Consider the following 19889-nt stretch of genomic DNA (forward strand, 5'->3'; position numbering starts at 1 on the left):
TCATCTCTTAAAGTTAAAGCAAATTATTATCAACCAGCGATACGTTGACTAAGCTAGCGTCCAGATCCTGCAATTTTCCGGAATGGCTCAGCTGTGTGTATTGATTCTTCCCATACCCACCAATCAATCCTGGGTCCGTTGGACCGTACAACGTAATATTAGGGCGATCCAGTGCAGCGGTTAAATGACTCAGGCCTGTATCAACCGACACCACAAATTTTGCCCCCGCCAGTACGCGAGCGACCTCTCCCAAAGTCATCCGTGGAAGAACATCAACATAAGAAAAACCATTTGCCAGCCTACGGGCTCGTGCTTCTTCATGAGGAGCACCCCATGGCAGTTTAATACGTATGCCAGCGTTATTTAACAGGCCAATTAGCTCCCGCCAGTTGGCTTCTGGCCAATGCTTATCATCACGCGTTGTGGCATGCAGAAATACGGCATACTGGCCCGCATCAGCATTACGTTCTTTCAGAAAATGCTGAGCGATAGCGTAATCACCCTGCGACTGGGGCCTGGAATATCCCAGACTTTTGGCGAACAATTCACGCGTACGTTCTACCGCGTGCTGCTGTTTGGCAATGTGATGTTTGCGATTATAAAACAGGCTCGCCAATGGTTCGCGCGCCGTGCTCCAGTCCATACCATGCTTGATGCCACGTGCCAGACGCGTAACCAACGCCGCGCTTTTTACCAGACCCTGCGCATCAATTATCGCGTCATACTGATGTAAACGCACCGCATCGCGAAAGGCTTTACGCTCGGCTTTAATCGGCGCTGAAAACCAGGCTTTACGCCAGCGGCGGATCGCCACTGGAATAACCCGGTCAACGGCTGCATGCCAGGATGGGATCTGCGCGAAGCCTTCTTCCACTACCCAATCAAATTGAATATCCGGCATGACCTGCTGCGCATCGGTTAATGCCGGTAACGTATGCAGTACATCGCCCATAGACGATGTTTTAACGATCAGTACCCGCATCCGTCAGGCTTCCTCTTGTAACAACAGGTCGTTGAGTTCTTCCAGCACGCGCTGGGGTGTGATGTCAATCAGGCTCTGATGATAGCCTTCTGCTGCATCTCCCTTGCGTACTTTGTGATAGCCCGTAATCAAGCGAATTACGCGAGCCTTGTGTGAAAGCGGCGGAGTAAAATCCGGGCTGCTGGGGCCATATAACGCTACCAGAGGTCGATTCAACGCTGCGGCAACGTGCATTAATCCAGAGTCGTTGGTGACCACCGCTTTGCAGGCGGCGAGCAGAATGACGGCCTGCTCCAGCTGTGTTTCGCCTGCCAGATTACGGCACCAGGCCTGCTGATCAACGTTCAGCGTCGCCAGGATCTCATTTCCGGCTTCATGGTCTTTTGCAGAGCCAAAAAGCACAATCTGATGGCCTTCATCGATCAGTTGCTTCGCCAGGTCTGCGTAGTGGTAATGTGGCCAGCGTTTCGCTGGACCAAATTCCGCTCCAGGGCAAAAGCCGATGATGGGGCGTTCGGCAGAAAGGGAAAACTGGCGACAGGTCAGGGACTTTTCACCTTCGCTTACCTGCAACTGCGGCCATAGCAGAGGCTGCGGCAAATCTTTAGCTGACAGCATTACGCCTTTATCATAGGCCAGGGCTACATAGCGTTCGACCATCAGCGGCCAGGCATCTTTATCCAGCACGCGCGCATCGTTTAGCAGGCCGTAGCGCATTTCACCACGCCAACCGGTACGATGGGGAATGCCAGCAAAGAACGGTACCAGCGCGGATTTAAACGAGTTAGGCAGCACATAGGCGCGGTCATAGCGTTTTTCACGCAGGCTATGACCGAGTTTACGCCGCTCGCCGATCTCCAGCGCACCGTGTCCCAGCGGCATGGCGATAGCTTCGTTAACTTCAGGCATGCGCGACAATAACGGACGGCACCATGCAGGTGCCATCACGTCGATTATCGCCTGGGGATAGCGCGCCTTAAGCGTGCGATAGAGACTTTGCGACATCATCATGTCGCCCACCCAGGACGGGCCTACCACCAAAATTTTCATACTTACGCGTCGCGGTTCAGCCAGGCCATATATTCCGTTACACCTTCAGCAACGGTTTTAAACGGCTTGTCATAGCCCGCAGCGCGCAGATTAGTCAGATCGGCCTGGGTAAACGCCTGATAGCGACCTTTCAGTTTTTCCGGGAATGGGATGTACTCAATGCTGCCTTTTTTGTGGTACGCAAGCGTTGCATCGGCAACGGCCTGGAAAGATTCCGCACGACCGGTACCAAGGTTAAAGATGCCGGAAACCCCGTTTTCCAGGAACCACAGGTTCACCGCAGCCACATCGCCTACGTAAACGAAATCACGCTTGAAGTTTTCACTGCCTTCGAACAGTTTTGGTGTTTCGCCATTGTTGAGCTGGGTGTTGAGGTGGAAAGCGACGCTCGCCATGCTGCCTTTATGGCCTTCACGCGGTCCGTAGACGTTGAAATAGCGGAAGCCAACAATCTGAGAATTGGCTTCTGGCAGGATCTGACGAACGTACTCGTCGAACAGGAATTTTGAGTAGCCGTAAACGTTCAGCGGTTTCTCATATTCACGGGATTCGATGAAATCAGAAGTGCGACCGCCGTAGGTGGCGGCAGAGGACGCATACAGGAACGGAATTTCACGCTCCAGGCAATAGTGCAGCAGCTCTTTGGAGTATTGATAGTTGTTGTCCATCATATACTTGCCGTCCCACTCGGTAGTGGAGGAGCATGCGCCTTCGTGGAAAATCGCTTCGATATCGCCGAAATCTTCTCCGGCCATAATCTGGATCAGGAAGTCTTCCTTGTCCATGTAGTCAGCAATATTCAGATCCACCAGGTTAACAAACTTGGTGCCATCTTTCAGGTTGTCCACCACCAGGATGTCGGTGATGCCTTTATCATTCAATGACTTGACGATGTTGCTGCCGATAAAGCCCGCGCCGCCGGTAACGATGATCATAAATGTAACCTTCGAATTTTGGAGTCAGAGACAATCTCAGACACGAATACTTTCTATCATATCACTACATGGCTCTGGCTTCAGCCATTCACCGATAAGCCGTACGGGTACACGTGATTTATGCTTCATTTTGAAGAAGTGATGATGCGTCATCTCGTATCAGCGTATAGCTTTGGTTAATATGTGCTGAAATTTGCCCAGTCTGGAGAATTGAAATGCGTGGGGATTTTTACAAACAGTTAACGAACGATCTCGAAACCGCACGTGCGGAAGGATTGTTTAAAGAAGAGCGCATTATTACGTCTGCCCAGCAGGCGGATATCACCGTGGCGGACGGAAGCCACGTTATTAACTTTTGTGCGAACAACTATCTGGGGCTGGCTAACCACCCGGAACTGATTGCAGCTGCAAAAGCAGGTATGGATTCTCACGGATTTGGTATGGCTTCGGTCCGCTTTATTTGCGGTACCCAGGACAGCCATAAGCAACTGGAGCAAAAACTGGCGGCATTCCTCGGTATGGAAGATGCCATCCTTTACTCTTCCTGCTTTGACGCCAACGGCGGCCTGTTTGAAACGCTGTTGGGCGCAGAAGATGCGATTATCTCAGATGCGCTCAACCACGCTTCTATCATTGACGGTGTTCGCTTGTGTAAAGCAAAGCGTTTCCGTTACGCCAACAATGACATGGTCGAGCTGGAAGCGCGCCTGAAAGAAGCGCGTGAAGCGGGAGCCCGTCATATCCTGATCGCCACCGATGGCGTGTTCTCTATGGATGGTGTGATCGCTAACCTGAAAGGCGTTTGTGACCTGGCGGATAAATACGACGCGCTGGTCATGGTTGATGATTCCCATGCTGTCGGCTTTGTCGGCGAAAATGGTCGTGGCTCACATGAATACTGTGACGTGATGGGGCGTGTGGACATCATCACTGGTACGCTGGGTAAAGCGCTCGGCGGCGCATCTGGCGGGTACACCGCAGCGCGCAAAGAGGTTGTTGAGTGGTTGCGTCAGCGTTCCCGTCCGTATCTGTTCTCCAACTCATTGGCTCCTGCAATTGTTTCTGCCTCCATTAAAGTGCTGGAGATGGTCGAAGCAGGCAGCGAGCTGCGCGATCGCCTGTGGGCGAACGCACGTCAGTTCCGCGAGCAAATGTCTGCCGCAGGCTTTACGTTAGCGGGAGCGGATCACGCAATTATCCCGGTCATGTTGGGGGATGCGGTAGTGGCGCAAGAGTTCGCCCGCGAGCTGCAAAAAGAGGGGATTTACGTTACTGGATTCTTCTATCCGGTGGTTCCAAAAGGTCAGGCGCGTATTCGTACCCAGATGTCTGCGGCGCATACCCCTGAGCAGATTACGCGTGCTGTTGAGGCGTTCACACGCATTGGTAAACAACTGGGCGTTATTGCCTGAGGATGTGAAATGAAAGCGTTATCCAAACTGAAAGCGGAAGAGGGCATTTGGATGACCGACGTTCCTGAACCGGAAGTCGGCCATAACGATTTGCTGATTAAAATCCGTAAAACAGCCATCTGCGGGACTGACGTTCACATTTATAACTGGGATGAATGGTCGCAAAAAACCATCCCGGTACCGATGGTCGTTGGACATGAATATGTCGGCGAAGTTGTTGGCATCGGCCAGGAAGTTAAAGGCTTTAAAATCGGCGATCGCGTTTCAGGCGAAGGTCATATCACCTGCGGGCATTGCCGTAACTGCCGCGGTGGACGTACTCACCTGTGCCGCAATACGACCGGTGTTGGCGTAAACCGTCCTGGCTGCTTTGCAGAGTACCTGGTGATCCCGGCATTTAACGCGTTTAAAATTCCGGACAACATCTCTGACGACCTGGCGTCTATCTTCGATCCGTTCGGTAATGCGGTGCATACGGCGCTGTCGTTCGATCTGGTTGGGGAAGATGTACTGGTTTCCGGTGCGGGTCCAATCGGTATTATGGCGGCAGCGGTTGCCAGGCACGTTGGCGCACGCCACGTGGTGATTACCGATGTTAATGAGTATCGCCTTGAACTGGCGCGTAAAATGGGCATCACTCGCGCGGTCAACGTGTCGAAAGAGAGTCTGACCGACGTGATGGCTGAACTGGGCATGACCGAAGGGTTTGATGTCGGTCTGGAGATGTCCGGCGCGCCGCCAGCGTTTCGCGCCATGCTGGACACCATGAACCACGGTGGCCGTATTGCTATGCTGGGTATTCCACCATCAGACATGTCCATCGACTGGACTAAAGTTATCTTTAAAGGATTGTTTATTAAAGGTATCTACGGTCGTGAGATGTTTGAGACCTGGTACAAGATGGCCGCATTGATTCAGTCTGGTCTGGATTTGTCGCCGATCATCACCCATCGATTCTCCATCGATGAATTTCAGCAGGGCTTTGACGCGATGCTCTCGGGCCAGTCAGGGAAAGTGATCCTGAGCTGGGATTAACCCTATCCAATCAGTAGATTCTGCGTATGTCCCTGGGTGTTGATTATCATTACCATCCGGGGCTTTTTTATGCTTGCACGCTCGCTCCTGCCTGGCGCATTTTCTGCTAAAGAATTAATAATTTTTTCTGAAAATCTACCGCTTAATATGCTAAAAAGTGCCGATAACTCTATTGTTTGGCTGGATTTGATATGACCTATATCCCTGGTCTCCTGAGCGTCATTATGCCACTTTACAACACGGGTGAACCGTTCATTGCGTGTATGGATTCGCTGATTGCGCAAACCTGGAAGAACCTGGAGATCATCATTGTTAATGATGGTTCTACGGATAACTCAGCGGACCTTGCTCAGTCTTATGCGGATCGTTACCCGCACGTTCACCTGTTGCACCAGCCCAATGGAGGGGTATCCGCGGCGCGCAATACCGGTATGGAAGTTGCCAGGGGGGAGTACATCGCGTACGTAGACGGCGATGATATTGCCTATCCGGAAATGTATGAGACGCTGATGACTATGGCGCTGAAGGATAATCTGGATGTTGCGCAGTGCAACGCTGATTGGTGTATTGCGGAGACAGGCCACACCTGGGCATCCATTCCTACCAATCGAATTCGTTCTACCGGCGTGATGACCGGGCCAGACTGGTTACGCAAAGCGTTAGCCAGTCGCCGTTGGCGGCACGTTGTCTGGATGGGCGTTTACCGCCATCAGACCATCCGCGACGCAGGACTGACCTTCCTGTCCGGTCTGCACCACCAGGATATTATCTGGACGACAGAGTTTATGTTTAATGCGAAACGCGCGCGTTACACGGAAGTGCCGTTGTATAAATACTTCCTGCACGGCGCGTCCGTCAGCCGCCTGCCACGCACCGGGCTGAAAAATCTCGCCTATCAACGCCACTACATTAAAATTACCCGTCTGCTGGATAAGATGAATCACGACTATGCTGGACGCATTCCAATTTATCCGGAGTTCAAACAGCAGGTGATTTACGAAGCGCTACGCGTTTGTCATTGCATACGTAAAGAGCCGGACGAGAAAATCCGCCAACGGATGATTGCTGAAGTATTCGTATCGGGTATGTTTAAGCGCATGGTGAGCAATATCTGCAGCGTTAAGCTGGGTTATCAGGTGCTATTGTGGGCCATACGCTTTAGTCAGTGGCGCGATAAATCACTGACGCCGCGCCGCCTGGCCCATTTAACGCTGGATATTAAAGAGTAATTATTGCCAGCCCTGCCATTGCAGGCGCATGTACTGCACCAGCGTGCTTTGGGTGATGCTTTCACCGAGCACGCTGAAGAAGCGGCTGGCGTAAACCGGCTCTAACGGCTGCTTCGGTTTGCATAATCTCACCCCGCGGAAAGGATTACGTGGCGCATCAGGTTTACCATTCTTCGGCGGTGTAAGGTTTGGTCTGGAGGTGTCTACCTGTGGTTCATTGAGCAGGCTGCTTGGGCGAACCAGCGTAATGTCCGCTGGCAGGTTATAAAGCATCTGCTGCAGGACGCGAACCGTCGAAGGGTGAGGATGCCCAATGGCAATTGCTGAACCGTTGCGGCGCGCAAGCTCAACGGCACGATTAAACTGACGGCGAATATCGGCTTCGTTTTGTGTGTCATCCAGGAAGACTTTGCGTTTGATAACCTTCACGCCGGTTCCTGATGCTGCGCGCATTGCCTGACTGTTGCCGATGGTCATACTGTCCAGGAAGTAGAGATCGTAGCGTTCCAGCGCCTGCATCACCTTCTGCATGCCGAACAGGCTGGAGGTCATCGCGCTGCCCATATGGTTGTTCAGCCCGACCGCATTCGGTACTTTGCTTACCGCGTCGCGAATAATCCGCTCAATCTCTTCGCTGCTCATTTCCGGGCGCAAAGTATCTTTCTCTAACGGCTGTTTGCTCAGTGGCGCCATCGGCAGATGGATTAAAACTTCATGCCCGCTGTTATGCGCTTTAATCGCCATTTCACGCGCGTGTGGGGCATTAGGCAGAACGGCAACGGAGAGGGTGGAAGGCATCGCCAGAACCTGATTTTCGGTGTGTGGACGATAGCCGAAATCATCAATAACGATGGCAAGTTTGCCAGCAAAAACAGGTGTTGCGAAGGCCAGCACGCTGGCGAGAGAGAATAATAGACGACGAAATTGAGGCAAAACTTATCTTCCCAACCACGGCTGTGGATTGACCGCCTGACCCTGGCGACGAATTTCGAAATAGAGTGCCGGCCTGCCCTGTCCGCCGCTGCTACCCACAAGTGCAATAGGCTGCCCGGCGCGAACCTGCGTACCGACGCTGACCAGCGCGCTCTGGTTATAACCGTAAAGGCTCATATCGCCTTTACCGTGCTCAACGACGACCACCAGACCGTAGCCCTGCAACCAGTCCGCCAGAATGACGCGACCATCGGCAATGGCTTTAACTTCGGTGCCTTCGGATGCGCCAATAACCATCCCCTTCCAACGTAGCTCACCTTGCAACTGTTCGCCATAACGATGTAGCGTTGGGCCACGAACGGGCCAGAATGCCTGGCCGCGTGGGGAACCTAAACCGCCGGTACGGGACATCAGTGATTTTTCGCTTTCGGTTGGCTTGTAGGTTGAGCCTTTCCGTGACGCATCCTTTTGTTTGTCACGTACGGCCTGCGCCTCGCGAGCTTCACGTTCCGCGCGTGCTTTGGCTGCGGCTTCGGCGCGAGCAATGCTGTTGCGCAGGCGTGATTCGTTGGCGCGCATTTCGCCCAGTTGCTGCTGACCCTGCTGAATCGATGACTCCAGACCCGAGAGCGTCTTCTTGCGTTCATTACGCGCCTGCTCCAGCTTAGCCTGCTGAGCGCGCTGTTCGTACAGCAACGTCTGCTGTTCGCTCTGCTTATCTTCCAGCTCGGCTTTTTGCGAGTCGACTTCTTCGCGGGTTTGTTTCAACTGCGCGATGGTTTCCTGCCGCGCCTGGTTCAGATAGCCGAAATAGGCCTGCAGGCGTTGCCCGCGCTGGCTCTCTTCCCCGCTCAGAATGAGCTGAATACCGGTGTGTTCGCCCTGGCGAAACGCTGCGTCAAGTTGGGCTGCCAGGCTACGCTCTTGCGCAGCCCGCTGTTTTTCCAGCTTCGCGAGGGCGGCATTCATCTCTGTAATTTGCGCATTCAGCTGCGCCAGCGAGTTTTGCGTTTCGCGTAGTTGCCTGGCGGCAACGGCGATGGCCTGTTCCTGAACTTTAAGTTGAGCGAGGAGAGTGGAGCGTTGTTGTTGTTGTTGGCGTACCGCGCGTTCTTTTGCCGCGATATCAGCCTGAATAGATTTGAGCTGATCGCGCTCGTCCGCGTGGGCGGAAAAGGCGCACAGCAATACGCCAGCGCTAAGCGCGCTGGCGTAGAACAAGGGCCTGACTGAAAGCTTTCGCAGTTTCACGGCCCAAGTGATGGTATTAATCGCCTTTCCCCTCATGGGGAGGGATTATTCCACGATGAACAGCGGCTTACCAGTCATCTCTTGCGGGATTTCCATACCCATCAGCGTCAGCATCGTCGGGGCGATATCAGAAAGTTTGCCGCCTTCAACTGCTTTGACGTTTTTACCACCGACATAAATCAGCGGAACGGGCAGGTTGGTGTGTGCTGTATGCGCCTGACCAGTGGACGGATCGCGCATTTGCTCTGCGTTACCGTGGTCCGCGGTGATCAGCAGTTGGCCGCCAACGGATTCAACCGCTTTAGTCACCTGCTCAACGCAGTGATCCAGCGCTTCAACCGCTTTAACCGCAGCTTCCATCACCCCGGTGTGACCAACCATGTCGCCGTTCGGGTAGTTACAAATGATGGTGTCGTATTTTCCGCTCTGAATCGCAGCAACCAGCTTCTCGGTCAGCTCAGCAGAGCTCATTTCCGGCTGCAGATCGTAGGTCGCGACTTTCGGCGAGTTGATCAGGATGCGATCTTCGCCTTTGAACGGCTCTTCTACGCCGCCGTTAAAGAAGAAGGTCACGTGGGCATATTTTTCAGTTTCGGAAATACGCAGCTGCGTTTTGTCATTCTTCGCCATCCACTCGCCAAGGGTGTTGGCCAGAGACGCTGGTGGGTAAGCAACAGCCGTTTTGATGTCGGCTGCGTATTCGGTCAGCATCACAAAGTTGAGGTTAACGACTTTCTTACGGGCGAAGCCGTCGAAGTCAGCGTTAACAAACGCACGGGTGATTTCACGCGCACGGTCAGCACGGAAGTTCATGAAAATCAGCGTATCGCCGTCTTCCATAGCGGCTTCAGCCTGGCCTTCAGCACGGATCACGGTCGCTTTCACGAATTCGTCGTTTTCGTCGCGGGCATAAGCAGCCTGCAGGCCTTCAACAGCCGTAGCGAACTGGAACTCGCCTTTTGCCAGCGTCATCAGGTCATAAGCCTGTTCAACGCGATCCCAACGGTTGTCGCGGTCCATGGCGTAGTAACGACCGATGATGGACGCTACGCGGCCTTTGCCCAGCGCGGCAAATTTCTCTTCGAATTTCTGCAGCGAATGTTCAGCGCTGCGCGGCGGGGTATCACGGCCATCAAGGAAAGCGTGCAGATAGATTTTCTCAGCACCGCGTTCAGCTGCCATTTCGACCATCGCCATGATGTGATCTTCGTGGCTGTGAACGCCGCCAGCAGAGAGCAGGCCCATGATATGAACCGCTTTGCCGCTATTTTTTGCCTGGTCGACCGCATCGGTCAGCACTGGGTTAGCGAAGAAAGTCCGTTCTTTAATTTCAACATCCAGACGGGTCAGGTCCTGATACACGATGCGGCCCGCGCCCAGGTTGACGTGACCCACTTCGGAGTTGCCCATCTGGCGATCGGGCAGGCCGACTTCCAGGCCAGAGGCATCAATCAGGGTATGCGGACGTTTTGCCCACAGAGCATCCATTACCGGGGTTTTGGCATTAAAGATGGCGTTATCCTGGCTGTCTTCACGATAGCCATAGCCATCCAGAATCACCAGTACCATAGGTTTTTTAGAAACCGACATTGCGACAACCTCACACTCAATAGACAAAAATAATTGCGTAATTTTACTACAGCTGAATCGATAAAATAGCCCCAGAAGATCAAATAATCGACCAGAGCGTGTCGCAGAGGGCGCGGATTTACGTTTTTTTTTCCGTAGCGCCCCGCAAAAATGCAATCCAATGCACGCTCTGGCTGTATTTGCGCCAACGCGCAGGTATACTCCTTTCCTGGTTTTTTAATCACTAAGTCGGGAGTTGTTACCCCCCATGCAAGAAATTATGCAATTTGTTAGTCGCCACCCTGTATTGAGTATCGCCTGGATTGCGTTACTGGCGGCTGTATTATTTACCACGTTTAAGAGCCTGACTTCGAAAGTGAAGGTAATTACGCGCGGAGAAGCCACTCGTCTTATCAACAAAGAAGATGCGGTGATTGTGGATTTACGTCAGCGCGACGACTTCCGCAAAGGCCATATCGCGGGCTCCACGAACCTGCTGCCGAGCGAAATCAAAGCCAACAATTTTGGCGAGCTGGAAAAACACAAAAACAAACCTGTTATTGTGGTTGATGGCTCTGGTATGCAGTGCCAGGATTCAGCAACTGCGCTGATTAAAGCCGGTTTTGAGCAGGTATCTGTACTGAAAGACGGCGTAGCGGGCTGGAGTGGCGAGAATCTGCCACTGGTTCGCGGCAAGTAATTTACCCGTCTTCTTTCATGCCGCAGGGTAAAAGAACACTGGAGATAAGTCATGGCCAATATTGAGATCTATACCAAAGCGACCTGCCCGTTTTGCCATCGCGCAAAGGCGCTGTTGAACAGCAAGGGTGTGAGTTTCCAGGAACTTCCGATTGACGGCGATGCCGTGAAGCGTGAAGAGATGATCAAGCGCAGTGGCCGTACAACGGTTCCGCAGATTTTTATTGATGCACAGCACATTGGTGGTTGTGACGACTTGTATGCGTTGGATGCACGTGGTGGACTGGATCCACTGCTGCGTTAAGGCGTACCGAAGTATTTAAAGGACAACACTAAAGGGTTTTCTCAACATGTCAGAACAAAATAACACTGAAATGGCTTTCCAGATCCAACGTATTTATACCAAGGATGTGTCTTTCGAAGCGCCAAATGCACCACATGTTTTCCAGAAAGATTGGCAGCCAGAGGTTAAACTGGATCTTGATACCGCATCTACCCAACTGGCAGATGATGTGTATGAAGTAGTGCTGCGTGTCACCGTAACGGCTTCTCTGGGTGAAGAAACTGCGTTCCTGTGTGAAGTTCAGCAGGGCGGTATTTTCTCCATCAGTGGTATTGAAGGGACTCAGATGGCGCATTGCCTTGGTGCATACTGCCCGAACATTCTGTTCCCGTATGCCCGCGAATGCATCACCAGCCTGGTTTCACGCGGTACATTCCCGCAACTGAACCTTGCGCCGGTCAACTTTGATGCGCTGTTCATGAACTATTTACAGCAGCAGGCTGGCGAAGGTACTGAAGAACATCAGGATGCCTGATGAACCAAAGTAATGCTTCAATGACTGTGATTGGTGCCGGCTCGTACGGCACCGCTCTTGCCATCACCCTGGCAAGAAATGGCCATCAGGTTGTCCTCTGGGGCCATGATCCGAAACATATCGCGACCCTCGAGCACGATCGCTGCAACGTCGCGTTCCTCCCTGATGTGCCTTTTCCCGAAACGCTGCGCCTGGAAAGTGATTTAGCCACTGCGCTGGCCGCCAGTCGTAATATTCTGGTGGTGGTGCCTAGCCACGTCTTTGGCGAAGTGCTGCGCAACATCAAACCGCTGATGCGTCCTGACGCGCGTCTGGTCTGGGCGACAAAGGGTCTGGAAGCGGAAACGGGACGCCTGCTGCAGGACGTCGCGCGTGAAGCGCTGGGGAATTCTATTCCACTGGCGGTTATCTCCGGTCCGACGTTCGCCAAAGAGCTGGCGGCGGGCATGCCGACGGCGATTTCTCTGGCCTCGACGGACGACACCTTTGCTGACGATCTCCAGCAGTTGCTGCACTGCGGCAAGAGCTTCCGCGTTTACAGCAATCCGGATTTCATTGGCGTGCAGCTTGGCGGCGCGGTGAAAAACGTCATTGCGATTGGCGCGGGGATGTCTGACGGCATCGGTTTCGGCGCGAATGCGCGAACCGCATTGATCACCCGTGGACTGACCGAAATGTCTCGTCTTGGCGCGGCGCTGGGTGCCGATCCTGCCACCTTTATGGGTATGGCGGGTTTAGGCGATCTGGTGCTGACCTGTACCGACAACCAGTCGCGTAACCGTCGTTTTGGCATGATGCTCGGCCAGGGGATGGACGTGCAGGGGGCGCAGGACAAGATTGGTCAAGTGGTTGAAGGCTACCGCAATACGAAAGAAGTTCGTGAATTGGCGCACCGTTTTGGTGTTGAGATGCCAATAACCGAGGAAATTTATCAAGTATTGTATTGCGGAAAAAACGCGCGCGAGGCAGCATTGACGTTATTAGGCCGTGCACGCAGGGACGAGCTGAGTCGCCACTAGCTGTAAGGAACTGTTGAATATAACGACCCGACCCGCGAAGAACGGGTCGGTCGTTTTGCTACCTTCTGGAGTACGCAATGCCGTGTGAAGAACTGGATATCGTCTGGAAAAACATTAAAGCGGAAGCCCGGGCACTGGCGGAATGTGAGCCAATGCTGGCCAGTTTTTATCACGCAACGTTGCTCAAGCATGAAAACCTCGGCAGTGCGCTAAGCTATATGCTGGCGAATAAACTCGCTTCTCCGATCATGCCCGCCATTGCCATTCGCGAAGTCGTGGAAGAGGCCTACGCGGCCGATCCTGAAATGATTGCCTCAGCGGCCTGTGATATTCAGGCGGTACGCACGCGTGATCCGGCTGTCGATAAATATTCCACCCCACTTCTGTATCTGAAGGGCTTTCATGCGCTTCAGGCCTACCGTATCGGTCACTGGCTGTGGCATCAGGGGCGTCAGGCGCTGGCAATCTTCCTGCAAAATCAGGTGTCCGTTAGCTTCCAGGTAGACATTCACCCGGCGGCAAAAATTGGCCGTGGGATTATGCTCGATCACGCCACTGGTATTGTGGTCGGTGAAACTGCCGTGATTGAAAACGACGTCTCTATTTTGCAATCCGTCACGCTGGGCGGGACCGGTAAAGCCGGCGGTGACCGTCATCCGAAAATTCGTGAAGGCGTGATGATTGGCGCGGGAGCAAAAATTCTCGGCAACATTGAAGTCGGGCGCGGCGCGAAGATTGGCGCAGGTTCCGTCGTTTTACAGCCGGTACCCCCGCATACCACTGCAGCAGGCGTTCCGGCACGCATCGTCGGCAAGCCTGACAGCGATAAGCCGTCCATGGATATGGATCAGCATTTCAACGGGATACATCATACTTTTGAGTATGGAGATGGTATCTGATTTCGAGCTATCTTACCTGGCAGATTGAACCTGAGCTGTGCTCGTCATCCTCACGTATTGCGTGTACGCTCCGGTGACTGTGCGCAGTCCGTGTTCAATCTGTCTGCGCCGATAACGCTCGAAATGAATTTCATCAAATTAATGTAGGTCGGATCAGGCCCTAGCCGCCATCCAACAATCATCAGCTACGCAGTACCGCGCCCGGATACCCTAGCTGGCGCCAGGCCTCATACACCACCACCGACACCGCATTTGACAGGTTCATGCTGCGACTGTCTGGCATCATCGGAATACGAATTTTTTGTTCGGCCGGCAGCGCGTCAAGGATGCTGGCTGGCAGACCGCGTGTTTCCGGACCAAACATCAGATAATCCCCGTCCTGATAGCATACCGCGCTATGCGCTGGCGTACCTTTGGTGGTCAGAGCAAACAGGCGCTGCGGATGTTCTGCGGCGACGAAGGCGGCGTAATCAGAGTGGCGCAGCACGGCGGTAAATTCATGGTAATCCAGCCCCGCGCGACGCAGGCGCTTGTCGTCCCAGGTAAAGCCCATTGGCTCTATAATATGCAGACGAAAGCCGGTGTTGGCGCAAAGACGGATAATATTGCCGGTATTTGGCGGGATTTCTGGTTCGAATAAAACGATGTTAAGCATACTGCCCCCTTGATAACGGGGGGCAGAATAGCAGAAAGAGCGGGTACTATGCGACGGTCAGCGTCTGCGGTTTATAGCGTTGCAGCTTGTAAATTGTCGCGGCAGCAGCGACCAGGGCCGGAAGGCTGAGGAACATTAAGATACTGTCTGCCTGCCATTGCAGGGAAAGCAACTGGGCGCTCATCATCGTTCCGGCTACGCCGCCGAAGCGGCCCACGCCCTGCATCCAGGCAATGCCCGTCGCACGGCAGTGGGTTGGATAAAACGTGGCGGCCAGCGTCTGCAGCCCGGACTGCGCGCCGTTCATGGTAATCCCCATCAGGAAGATCAGTGCGCCGAACAAGATGATGTGGTTATGTTCAAACCCGAGAGCGAGGGCAAACAGCATCGTCAGAATGAAGCCGAGTGAGACCACTTTATGGGCTTCCCAGCGGTCCATTAACCAACCGGCCAGCAGGATCCCCGCCGTACCGCCAAAGGTAAACAGCGATGTCAGCCAGGCGGATTCGGCCAGCGGATAGCCCATTCCCAGCATCAGCGTTGGCATCCAGCTCAGCAGCACGTAATAGATAACCAGCCCCATAAAGTAGGTCATCCAGAGCATCAGCGTACCCGGCAGCCAGGGCATACTAAATAACTGTGCCACGCTGCTTTTTTTGACCGTGATACGGTCTTCATCCAGATAAAACTGGGTAACCTGTTCCAGACTTCCCGACATAAAGCGTTGAGCAATGCGTTTAATCTGTGCAACCCCTTTACCGCGGTGAACCAGATACTTAACCGACTCCGGCAGGAACAGCACCAACAGTACGGTGAGGACCAGTGGGGCGATCGCACCAGCAAGCAGAACACTGTGCCAGCCGTAGTTGGGGATCAGCCAGGAGGAGATCACGCCGCCGCCCGCAGCCCCTAATGGAAAGCCACAGTACATGGTGTTAATCGCCATTGAACGACAGCGTTTCGGGGCGAATTCTGACACCAGGGTGATGGCATTGGGCATTGCCGCGCCAAGCCCAAGCCCGGTGAGAAAGCGCCAAAACGTGAGCATATTCAGCGTCTGGGCATAGGCGGTTCCCAGACTGGCGAGGCCAAAGAACAGACAGGAAAAGACCAGGACGCGCTTACGACCCATACGATCGGAAATCGGTCCGGCCAGCAGGGCACCAAATGAGAGGCCCAATAGCGCGGCGCTTAACACCGGTCCAAGATCTTGTTTCTTGATGCCCCAGTCGGCTGAAAGCGTGGGGGCAATATAGCCCATCGCCGCCGTATCGAAGCCGTCAATGGCTAAAACCAGAAAACCCAGGACAATAATGACCCAGTGGAAACGCGAAAAAGCACTGTCATCTATCGCCTGCTGGATATTCACTTTTCCGGAATAAGCCATGTCACCCTCGCCAGTTATGATGATTGTTATATGTATAAAATGCTGTTGTATTAGCTTGTCTATACATTTGGCAGGTGGATAAAAAGTTGTCAAATATATTGGTTGTAAATGTTAACTAGTCGTTATTTTTGGATAAAAAATGGTCGGGCTGAAAACAGACCGACCATTCAGAAAATGGGGTTTACGGGGATGTTGTTACGCTGCGCTACCCTGGACCAGAGGTGCCAGCGCGGCAGGCAGGCTCTTACCCAGTTCCTGTACCAGCGAATCACGGCTGATTTCGCTAATCGACTTCGCACCGGTCAGGGTCATCGCCACCTTCATCTCTTTCTCGATCAGGTTCAGCAGATTCGCCACACCGGCCTGGCCGTGGGTCGCCAGCGCGTACAGATAAGCACGCCCCAGCAGCACGCTATCCGCGCCCAGCGCTATCATGCGTACAACGTCCAGACCATTGCGGATCCCGCTATCAGCCAGAATGGTAATATCGCCTTTCACCGCATCGGCAATGGCGGGCAGCGCACGAGCTGAAGACAGCACGCCATCTAACTGACGGCCACCGTGGTTAGAGACAACGATACCATCCGCGCCAAAGCGTACGGCGTCGCGGGCATCTTCAGGATCGAGGATCCCTTTGATCACCATCGGACCATCCCAGAATTCACGGATCCACTCGAGGTCTTTCCAGGAAATCGACGGATCGAAGTTATTCGCCAGCCAGCCGATGTAATCTTCAAGGCCGGTGGGTTTGCCAAGATAAGTCGAAATATTACCTAAATCATGCGGGCGACCGTTCAGACCAACGTCCCATGCCCACTGTGGATGAGTGACTGCTTGCCAGTAGCGCCGCAGTGCCGCATTTGGACCGCTCATACCGGAATGGGCATCACGGTAGCGTGCGCCAGGCGTTGGCATATCGACGGTAAAGACCAGCGTGGAGCAACCCGCTGCTTTGGCGCGCTCCAGTGCGTTACGCATAAAACCGCGATCGCGCAGAACATACAGCTGGAACCACATCGGACGCTTGATGGTCGGGGCGACTTCTTCAATCGGACATACGGACACTGTGGAAAGCGTAAACGGAATGCCTTTGGCATCAGCGGCGGCGGCGGCCTGAACCTCGCCCCGGCGTGCGTACATGCCGCACAAACCGACAGGCGCGAGGGCTACCGGCATGGAGAGTGTTTCGTTGAACAGCTTGGTTTCCAGGCTCAGGTCGGACATATTCTTAAGTACGCGCTGGCGCAGCGCCACCTCTGACAGGTCTGCCACGTTACGGCGCAAGGTGTGCTCGGCATACGCCCCGCCGTCAATATAGTGGAACAAGAAGGGGGGCAGGATGCGCTGGGCTGCGGCGCGATAGTCGCTGGCTGCTGAAATAATCATGTGTTGTTCTCCCTGCTATTCTCACCAGGATCACCGGGCAGGCGCGTAATACGCGCCTGCCGGGCCTGATCTTCATCAAATCGTTTAATTGTGGTGTGGACAAAACTGAGGTGCGCCATCATGGCCTTACGCGCCCCGTCGGCATCCCCGGCAACAATGGCGTCCAGCACGGCCTGATGCTGCGCCGTCAGTTGAGAAAATACCGGCGGTACCAGGTACATACGTTGGCGGCTCTGTTTTACCGAAGACTGCAGGACGTCGAAGAAACCGCGCATGGTCTGCAACAGCACCACGTTGTGCGAGGCTTCCGCAATGGCGAGATGAAAACGAACGTCAGCCTGCGAGGCGAGATCCGGATCTTCGCTTTGCGTGGCCTCGAAACAGAGCCTGATTTTCTCTTTATCCGCGGCGGTGGCCCGCATGGCTGCGTGCCAGGCGGTACTGGCTTCGATGGCGTGGCGGGCCTCCAGAATATCGAAACTGTAATCAGGATCGTCCGCCAGCAGGGTTTTCAGCGGCTGAACGATGTTTTGTTCAGACCAGGCCTCATGCTGCCAGCGGATAAACGTCCCGCCGCCACGACGGCTAATCAGTACGCCTTCACTGACCAGCTTTGCTAACGCCTCGCGCAGCGAGTTACGCGATACGCCGAGCTGTACGGCCAGTTGACGCTCAGCGGGCAACTTCATGCCCGCCTCCAGCTGTTGTTCTTCAATCAGCGCCCGCACACGAGATGCGACTTCATCTGACAGGCGTCTGGGCATCACTATCATGGAATCATCCAGGTTAAGACATAGGCCTGCAGCGTGGTAATCACACCCACCATGCAGGTGAAAATCAGGCTGTGTTTCACGGTAAAGCGGAACAGGTCAGACTCTTTCCCCACTAACCCCACTGCCGCACAGGCGATAGCGATAGATTGCGGCGAGATCATCTTGCCGGTCACGCCGCCGGTGGTATTTGCCGCAACCATCAGCACATCCGAAACGCCGATTTGCTGAGCAGCCGTAGCCTGCAGGGCGGCAAACAGTGCGTTTGATGAGGTGTCGGACCCGGTCAGAAATACCCCCAGCCAGCCGAGGAACGGTGAGAAGAAGGTAAACGCGCTGCCGGTGTGTGCCAGGGCCAACGCCAGGGTTGATGAAAGCCCGGAGTAGTTTGAGATAAACGCGAATGCCAGCACCATTCCGATGGAGTAAATAGGTAATGCCAGATCTTTCAGCGTGCTGCCAAAAGTCTGCAGCGCTGCGGACGGCTTCATCTTCAACCAGACGATAGACAGCAGGGCGGCAAACAAAATCGCGGTACCGGTTGCGGAGAACCAGTCAAATTTATACACCGCCGCGTAGGCTGTGGCTTCGTGTACAACCGGCGGCATACGGGCAACCAGCTTATCGAGGTACGGAACCGGAATATTGACCACCCAGTGGTACATCGCGCCGCCTGGCGCAAACAGCGCTTTAAACGGCGGTACGCTCCACAGCGTGACGGTGGCGGTCAGGAACAGGAACGGAGACCAGGCGCGGACCACCTGTCCAGCGGTATAGTGGGTGCGAGCCAGCGTCTGATCGACCTGTGAAGCGCCCATATCGCCAAAGCGGAAGATGCGTACTGGCTGCCAGCGTTTCAGGAACAGCGTCAGGCAGACCAGCGAAACCAGAGACGAGATAATGTCCGGCAGTTCCGGCCCGATAAAGTTAGAGCTGAGGTACTGCGCGATAGCAAACGAGCCGCCAGCGACCATCACCGCAGGCCAGGTCTCTTTTACGCCGCGCCAGCCATCCATAATCGCCATAATCCAGAACAACACGATAATGGTCAGGAACGGTAACTGACGGCCCACCATCTGACCAATCTCGAAGCTATCCAGCCCGGTAACCTGACCGGCAACCAGAATCGGAATGCCCATTGCGCCAAAAGCGACCGGAGCGGTGTTTACGATCAGGCACAAACCTGCCGCGTACAGAGGATTAAAGCCCAGACCAACCAGCAGTGCGGCGGTAATCGCTACCGGAGCGCCAAATCCTGCCGCCCCTTCGAGGAATGCGCCAAAGGAGAAACCGACAATCAGCATTTGCAGACGTTGGTCCGGGGTAATCGAGAGTATTGAGGAGCGGATGATGTCGAACTGCCCGGTTTTCACCGAGATTTTATAGACGAATACCGCGGCGATAATGATCCAGGCAATTGGCCACAGACCATAGAAGAAGCCGTACACCACGGAAGCCAGAGCGTGATCGACTGGCATTTTGTAAAACAGCAGGGCGACCGTCAGAGCGATCACCACCGTCCATGACGCCGCAACATAGCCTTTCAGCTTGAGCTTAATCAGGGCGAAGAAAAAGAACAGGATAGGGAGCGATGCGATCAGACTGGAAAGCCAGATGTTACCGGCCGGGTCGTAGTTCTGTTGCCAGAGATTCATTGCAGGTCTCCTGGGGGCCGCCGACATAATGGAATGAGTCTGTGCTCATCTCCTGGTCACATTATGTGTAAAAGTGGCCCTGCCAATATTGTTGTGTAGGGGTAATGACAATGAATGGTTAATCAAATGTTATTTATTGGCAACGGTATTGTACGCACATTTTAATGAAATGTGAGGTGCTGGTAGGATCTGGCTAAAATTGGTA

The 19889-nt window shown here is 53.9% G+C and carries 19 protein-coding genes; 8 read left to right on the forward strand and 11 right to left on the reverse strand.

Annotated elements, in window-relative coordinates; genetic code table 11:
* Nucleotides 1-13: 13 nt before the first annotated feature.
* From rfaC to rfaD, 3 genes are read right to left on the reverse strand one after another with little or no spacing between them, the layout of a single operon-like run.
* Nucleotides 14-982: a lipopolysaccharide heptosyltransferase RfaC gene (gene rfaC, locus HV229_RS00495; RefSeq protein WP_046275756.1), complete on the reverse strand. Its 969-nt coding sequence runs from the start codon at nt 980-982 to the stop codon at nt 14-16.
* Between the two features lie 3 nt (nt 983-985).
* Nucleotides 986-2032, reverse strand: coding sequence for an ADP-heptose--LPS heptosyltransferase RfaF (gene rfaF, locus HV229_RS00500; RefSeq protein ID WP_131347174.1), 1047 nt, complete (start codon nt 2030-2032; stop codon nt 986-988).
* A 2-nt stretch (nt 2033-2034) separates the two neighbouring features.
* Nucleotides 2035-2967, reverse strand: coding sequence for an ADP-glyceromanno-heptose 6-epimerase (gene rfaD, locus HV229_RS00505; protein ID WP_003827312.1), 933 nt, complete (start codon nt 2965-2967; stop codon nt 2035-2037).
* Nucleotides 2968-3182: 215 nt separating this feature from the next.
* Between rfaD and kbl the strand changes: the two genes are divergently transcribed.
* The 3 genes from kbl to HV229_RS00520 all read left to right on the forward strand — a co-directional run bounded on the left by kbl (nt 3183) and on the right by HV229_RS00520 (nt 6643).
* Nucleotides 3183-4379 carry a glycine C-acetyltransferase gene (gene kbl / locus HV229_RS00510; RefSeq protein WP_046275754.1) on the forward strand — a complete coding sequence of 399 codons (1197 nt, stop codon included), beginning with the start codon at nt 3183-3185 and terminating at the stop codon, nt 4377-4379.
* 9 nt (nt 4380-4388) lie between these two features.
* Nucleotides 4389-5414 carry an L-threonine 3-dehydrogenase gene (tdh, locus tag HV229_RS00515; protein WP_181546677.1) on the forward strand — a complete coding sequence of 342 codons (1026 nt, stop codon included), beginning with the start codon at nt 4389-4391 and terminating at the stop codon, nt 5412-5414.
* Between the two features lie 191 nt (nt 5415-5605).
* Complete coding sequence (locus tag HV229_RS00520; RefSeq protein WP_181546679.1) at nt 5606-6643, forward strand: glycosyltransferase; 1038 nt, start codon at nt 5606-5608, stop codon at nt 6641-6643.
* Here HV229_RS00520 and HV229_RS00525 read toward each other — a convergent pair whose 3' ends face one another.
* Genes HV229_RS00525 through gpmM form a run of 3 tightly spaced genes read right to left on the reverse strand, consistent with a single transcriptional unit; the run spans nt 6644 to nt 10417 of the window.
* Entirely contained in the window at nt 6644-7576 is a 933-nt protein-coding gene (locus HV229_RS00525; protein ID WP_047358804.1) for a divergent polysaccharide deacetylase family protein, read from the reverse strand. It lies immediately after the preceding gene.
* Between the two features lie 3 nt (nt 7577-7579).
* Nucleotides 7580-8839: a murein hydrolase activator EnvC gene (envC, locus tag HV229_RS00530; RefSeq protein WP_249417804.1), complete on the reverse strand. Its 1260-nt coding sequence runs from the start codon at nt 8837-8839 to the stop codon at nt 7580-7582.
* Nucleotides 8840-8872: 33 nt separating this feature from the next.
* The gene (gene gpmM, locus HV229_RS00535) at nt 8873-10417 is read right to left on the reverse strand and encodes a 2,3-bisphosphoglycerate-independent phosphoglycerate mutase (RefSeq protein ID WP_016154967.1); all 1545 of its coding nucleotides are present in this window, start codon (nt 10415-10417) and stop codon (nt 8873-8875) included.
* Between the two features lie 247 nt (nt 10418-10664).
* On the opposite strand from gpmM, the gene HV229_RS00540 reads away from it, so the two are divergent.
* The 5 genes from HV229_RS00540 to cysE all read left to right on the forward strand — a co-directional run bounded on the left by HV229_RS00540 (nt 10665) and on the right by cysE (nt 13831).
* Entirely contained in the window at nt 10665-11096 is a 432-nt protein-coding gene (locus tag HV229_RS00540; protein WP_005120473.1) for a rhodanese-like domain-containing protein, read from the forward strand.
* A 51-nt stretch (nt 11097-11147) separates the two neighbouring features.
* The gene (grxC, locus tag HV229_RS00545) at nt 11148-11399 is read left to right on the forward strand and encodes a glutaredoxin 3 (RefSeq protein WP_003024152.1); all 252 of its coding nucleotides are present in this window, start codon (nt 11148-11150) and stop codon (nt 11397-11399) included.
* A gap of 46 nt (nt 11400-11445) precedes the next feature.
* Nucleotides 11446-11913: a protein-export chaperone SecB gene (gene secB, locus HV229_RS00550; RefSeq protein ID WP_003024155.1), complete on the forward strand. Its 468-nt coding sequence runs from the start codon at nt 11446-11448 to the stop codon at nt 11911-11913.
* Nucleotides 11913-12932, forward strand: a complete 1020-nt coding sequence (gene gpsA, locus HV229_RS00555; RefSeq protein WP_016154966.1) for an NAD(P)H-dependent glycerol-3-phosphate dehydrogenase — start codon at nt 11913-11915, stop codon at nt 12930-12932. The genes secB and gpsA overlap by 1 nt, the downstream gene beginning before the upstream one ends.
* A 77-nt stretch (nt 12933-13009) precedes the next feature.
* Complete coding sequence (gene cysE, locus HV229_RS00560) at nt 13010-13831, forward strand: serine O-acetyltransferase (protein WP_016154965.1); 822 nt, start codon at nt 13010-13012, stop codon at nt 13829-13831.
* A 181-nt stretch (nt 13832-14012) separates the two neighbouring features.
* Here cysE and trmL read toward each other — a convergent pair whose 3' ends face one another.
* From trmL to lldP, 5 genes are all read right to left on the reverse strand, one after another.
* A complete protein-coding gene (trmL, locus tag HV229_RS00565; protein ID WP_049042808.1) occupies nt 14013-14486 on the reverse strand; it encodes a tRNA (uridine(34)/cytosine(34)/5-carboxymethylaminomethyluridine(34)-2'-O)-methyltransferase TrmL in 474 nt (157 codons plus the stop codon).
* A 46-nt stretch (nt 14487-14532) separates the two neighbouring features.
* Complete coding sequence (locus HV229_RS00570) at nt 14533-15873, reverse strand: aromatic acid/H+ symport family MFS transporter (protein ID WP_016154963.1); 1341 nt, start codon at nt 15871-15873, stop codon at nt 14533-14535.
* Nucleotides 15874-16068: 195 nt separating this feature from the next.
* Nucleotides 16069-17259 carry an FMN-dependent L-lactate dehydrogenase LldD gene (gene lldD, locus HV229_RS00575; RefSeq protein ID WP_016154962.1) on the reverse strand — a complete coding sequence of 397 codons (1191 nt, stop codon included), beginning with the start codon at nt 17257-17259 and terminating at the stop codon, nt 16069-16071.
* Nucleotides 17256-18032: a transcriptional regulator LldR gene (lldR, locus tag HV229_RS00580; RefSeq protein ID WP_003024170.1), complete on the reverse strand. Its 777-nt coding sequence runs from the start codon at nt 18030-18032 to the stop codon at nt 17256-17258. Before lldR ends, lldD begins: the two co-directional genes overlap by 4 nt.
* Complete coding sequence (gene lldP, locus HV229_RS00585) at nt 18029-19684, reverse strand: L-lactate permease (protein ID WP_016154960.1); 1656 nt, start codon at nt 19682-19684, stop codon at nt 18029-18031. Before lldP ends, lldR begins: the two co-directional genes overlap by 4 nt.
* Nucleotides 19685-19889: the final 205 nt, after the last annotated feature.

This window comes from Citrobacter sp. RHBSTW-00524, assembly GCF_013747755.1.
Classification (GTDB): Bacteria; Pseudomonadota; Gammaproteobacteria; order Enterobacterales; family Enterobacteriaceae; genus Citrobacter; species Citrobacter braakii.

Bases quoted from the DNA above. Each gene is read 5' to 3' on its own strand.
- gpsA (WP_016154966.1), top strand. From the start codon at position 11,913: ATGAACCAAAGTAATGCTTCAATGACTGTGATTGGTGCCGGCTCGTAC.
- cysE (WP_016154965.1), top strand. From the start codon at position 13,010: ATGCCGTGTGAAGAACTGGATATCGTCTGGAAAAACATTAAAGCGGAA.
- rfaC (WP_046275756.1), bottom strand. From the start codon at position 982: ATGCGGGTACTGATCGTTAAAACATCGTCTATGGGCGATGTACTGCAT.
- lldP (WP_016154960.1), bottom strand. From the start codon at position 19,684: ATGAATCTCTGGCAACAGAACTACGACCCGGCCGGTAACATCTGGCTT.
- HV229_RS00520 (WP_181546679.1), top strand. From the start codon at position 5,606: ATGACCTATATCCCTGGTCTCCTGAGCGTCATTATGCCACTTTACAAC.
- lldD (WP_016154962.1), bottom strand. From the start codon at position 17,259: ATGATTATTTCAGCAGCCAGCGACTATCGCGCCGCAGCCCAGCGCATC.
- lldR (WP_003024170.1), bottom strand. From the start codon at position 18,032: ATGATAGTGATGCCCAGACGCCTGTCAGATGAAGTCGCATCTCGTGTG.
- rfaD (WP_003827312.1), bottom strand. From the start codon at position 2,967: ATGATCATCGTTACCGGCGGCGCGGGCTTTATCGGCAGCAACATCGTC.
- trmL (WP_049042808.1), bottom strand. From the start codon at position 14,486: ATGCTTAACATCGTTTTATTCGAACCAGAAATCCCGCCAAATACCGGC.
- secB (WP_003024155.1), top strand. From the start codon at position 11,446: ATGTCAGAACAAAATAACACTGAAATGGCTTTCCAGATCCAACGTATT.
- kbl (WP_046275754.1), top strand. From the start codon at position 3,183: ATGCGTGGGGATTTTTACAAACAGTTAACGAACGATCTCGAAACCGCA.
- HV229_RS00570 (WP_016154963.1), bottom strand. From the start codon at position 15,873: ATGGCTTATTCCGGAAAAGTGAATATCCAGCAGGCGATAGATGACAGT.
- gpmM (WP_016154967.1), bottom strand. From the start codon at position 10,417: ATGTCGGTTTCTAAAAAACCTATGGTACTGGTGATTCTGGATGGCTAT.
- grxC (WP_003024152.1), top strand. From the start codon at position 11,148: ATGGCCAATATTGAGATCTATACCAAAGCGACCTGCCCGTTTTGCCAT.
- rfaF (WP_131347174.1), bottom strand. From the start codon at position 2,032: ATGAAAATTTTGGTGGTAGGCCCGTCCTGGGTGGGCGACATGATGATG.
- HV229_RS00540 (WP_005120473.1), top strand. From the start codon at position 10,665: ATGCAAGAAATTATGCAATTTGTTAGTCGCCACCCTGTATTGAGTATC.
- tdh (WP_181546677.1), top strand. From the start codon at position 4,389: ATGAAAGCGTTATCCAAACTGAAAGCGGAAGAGGGCATTTGGATGACC.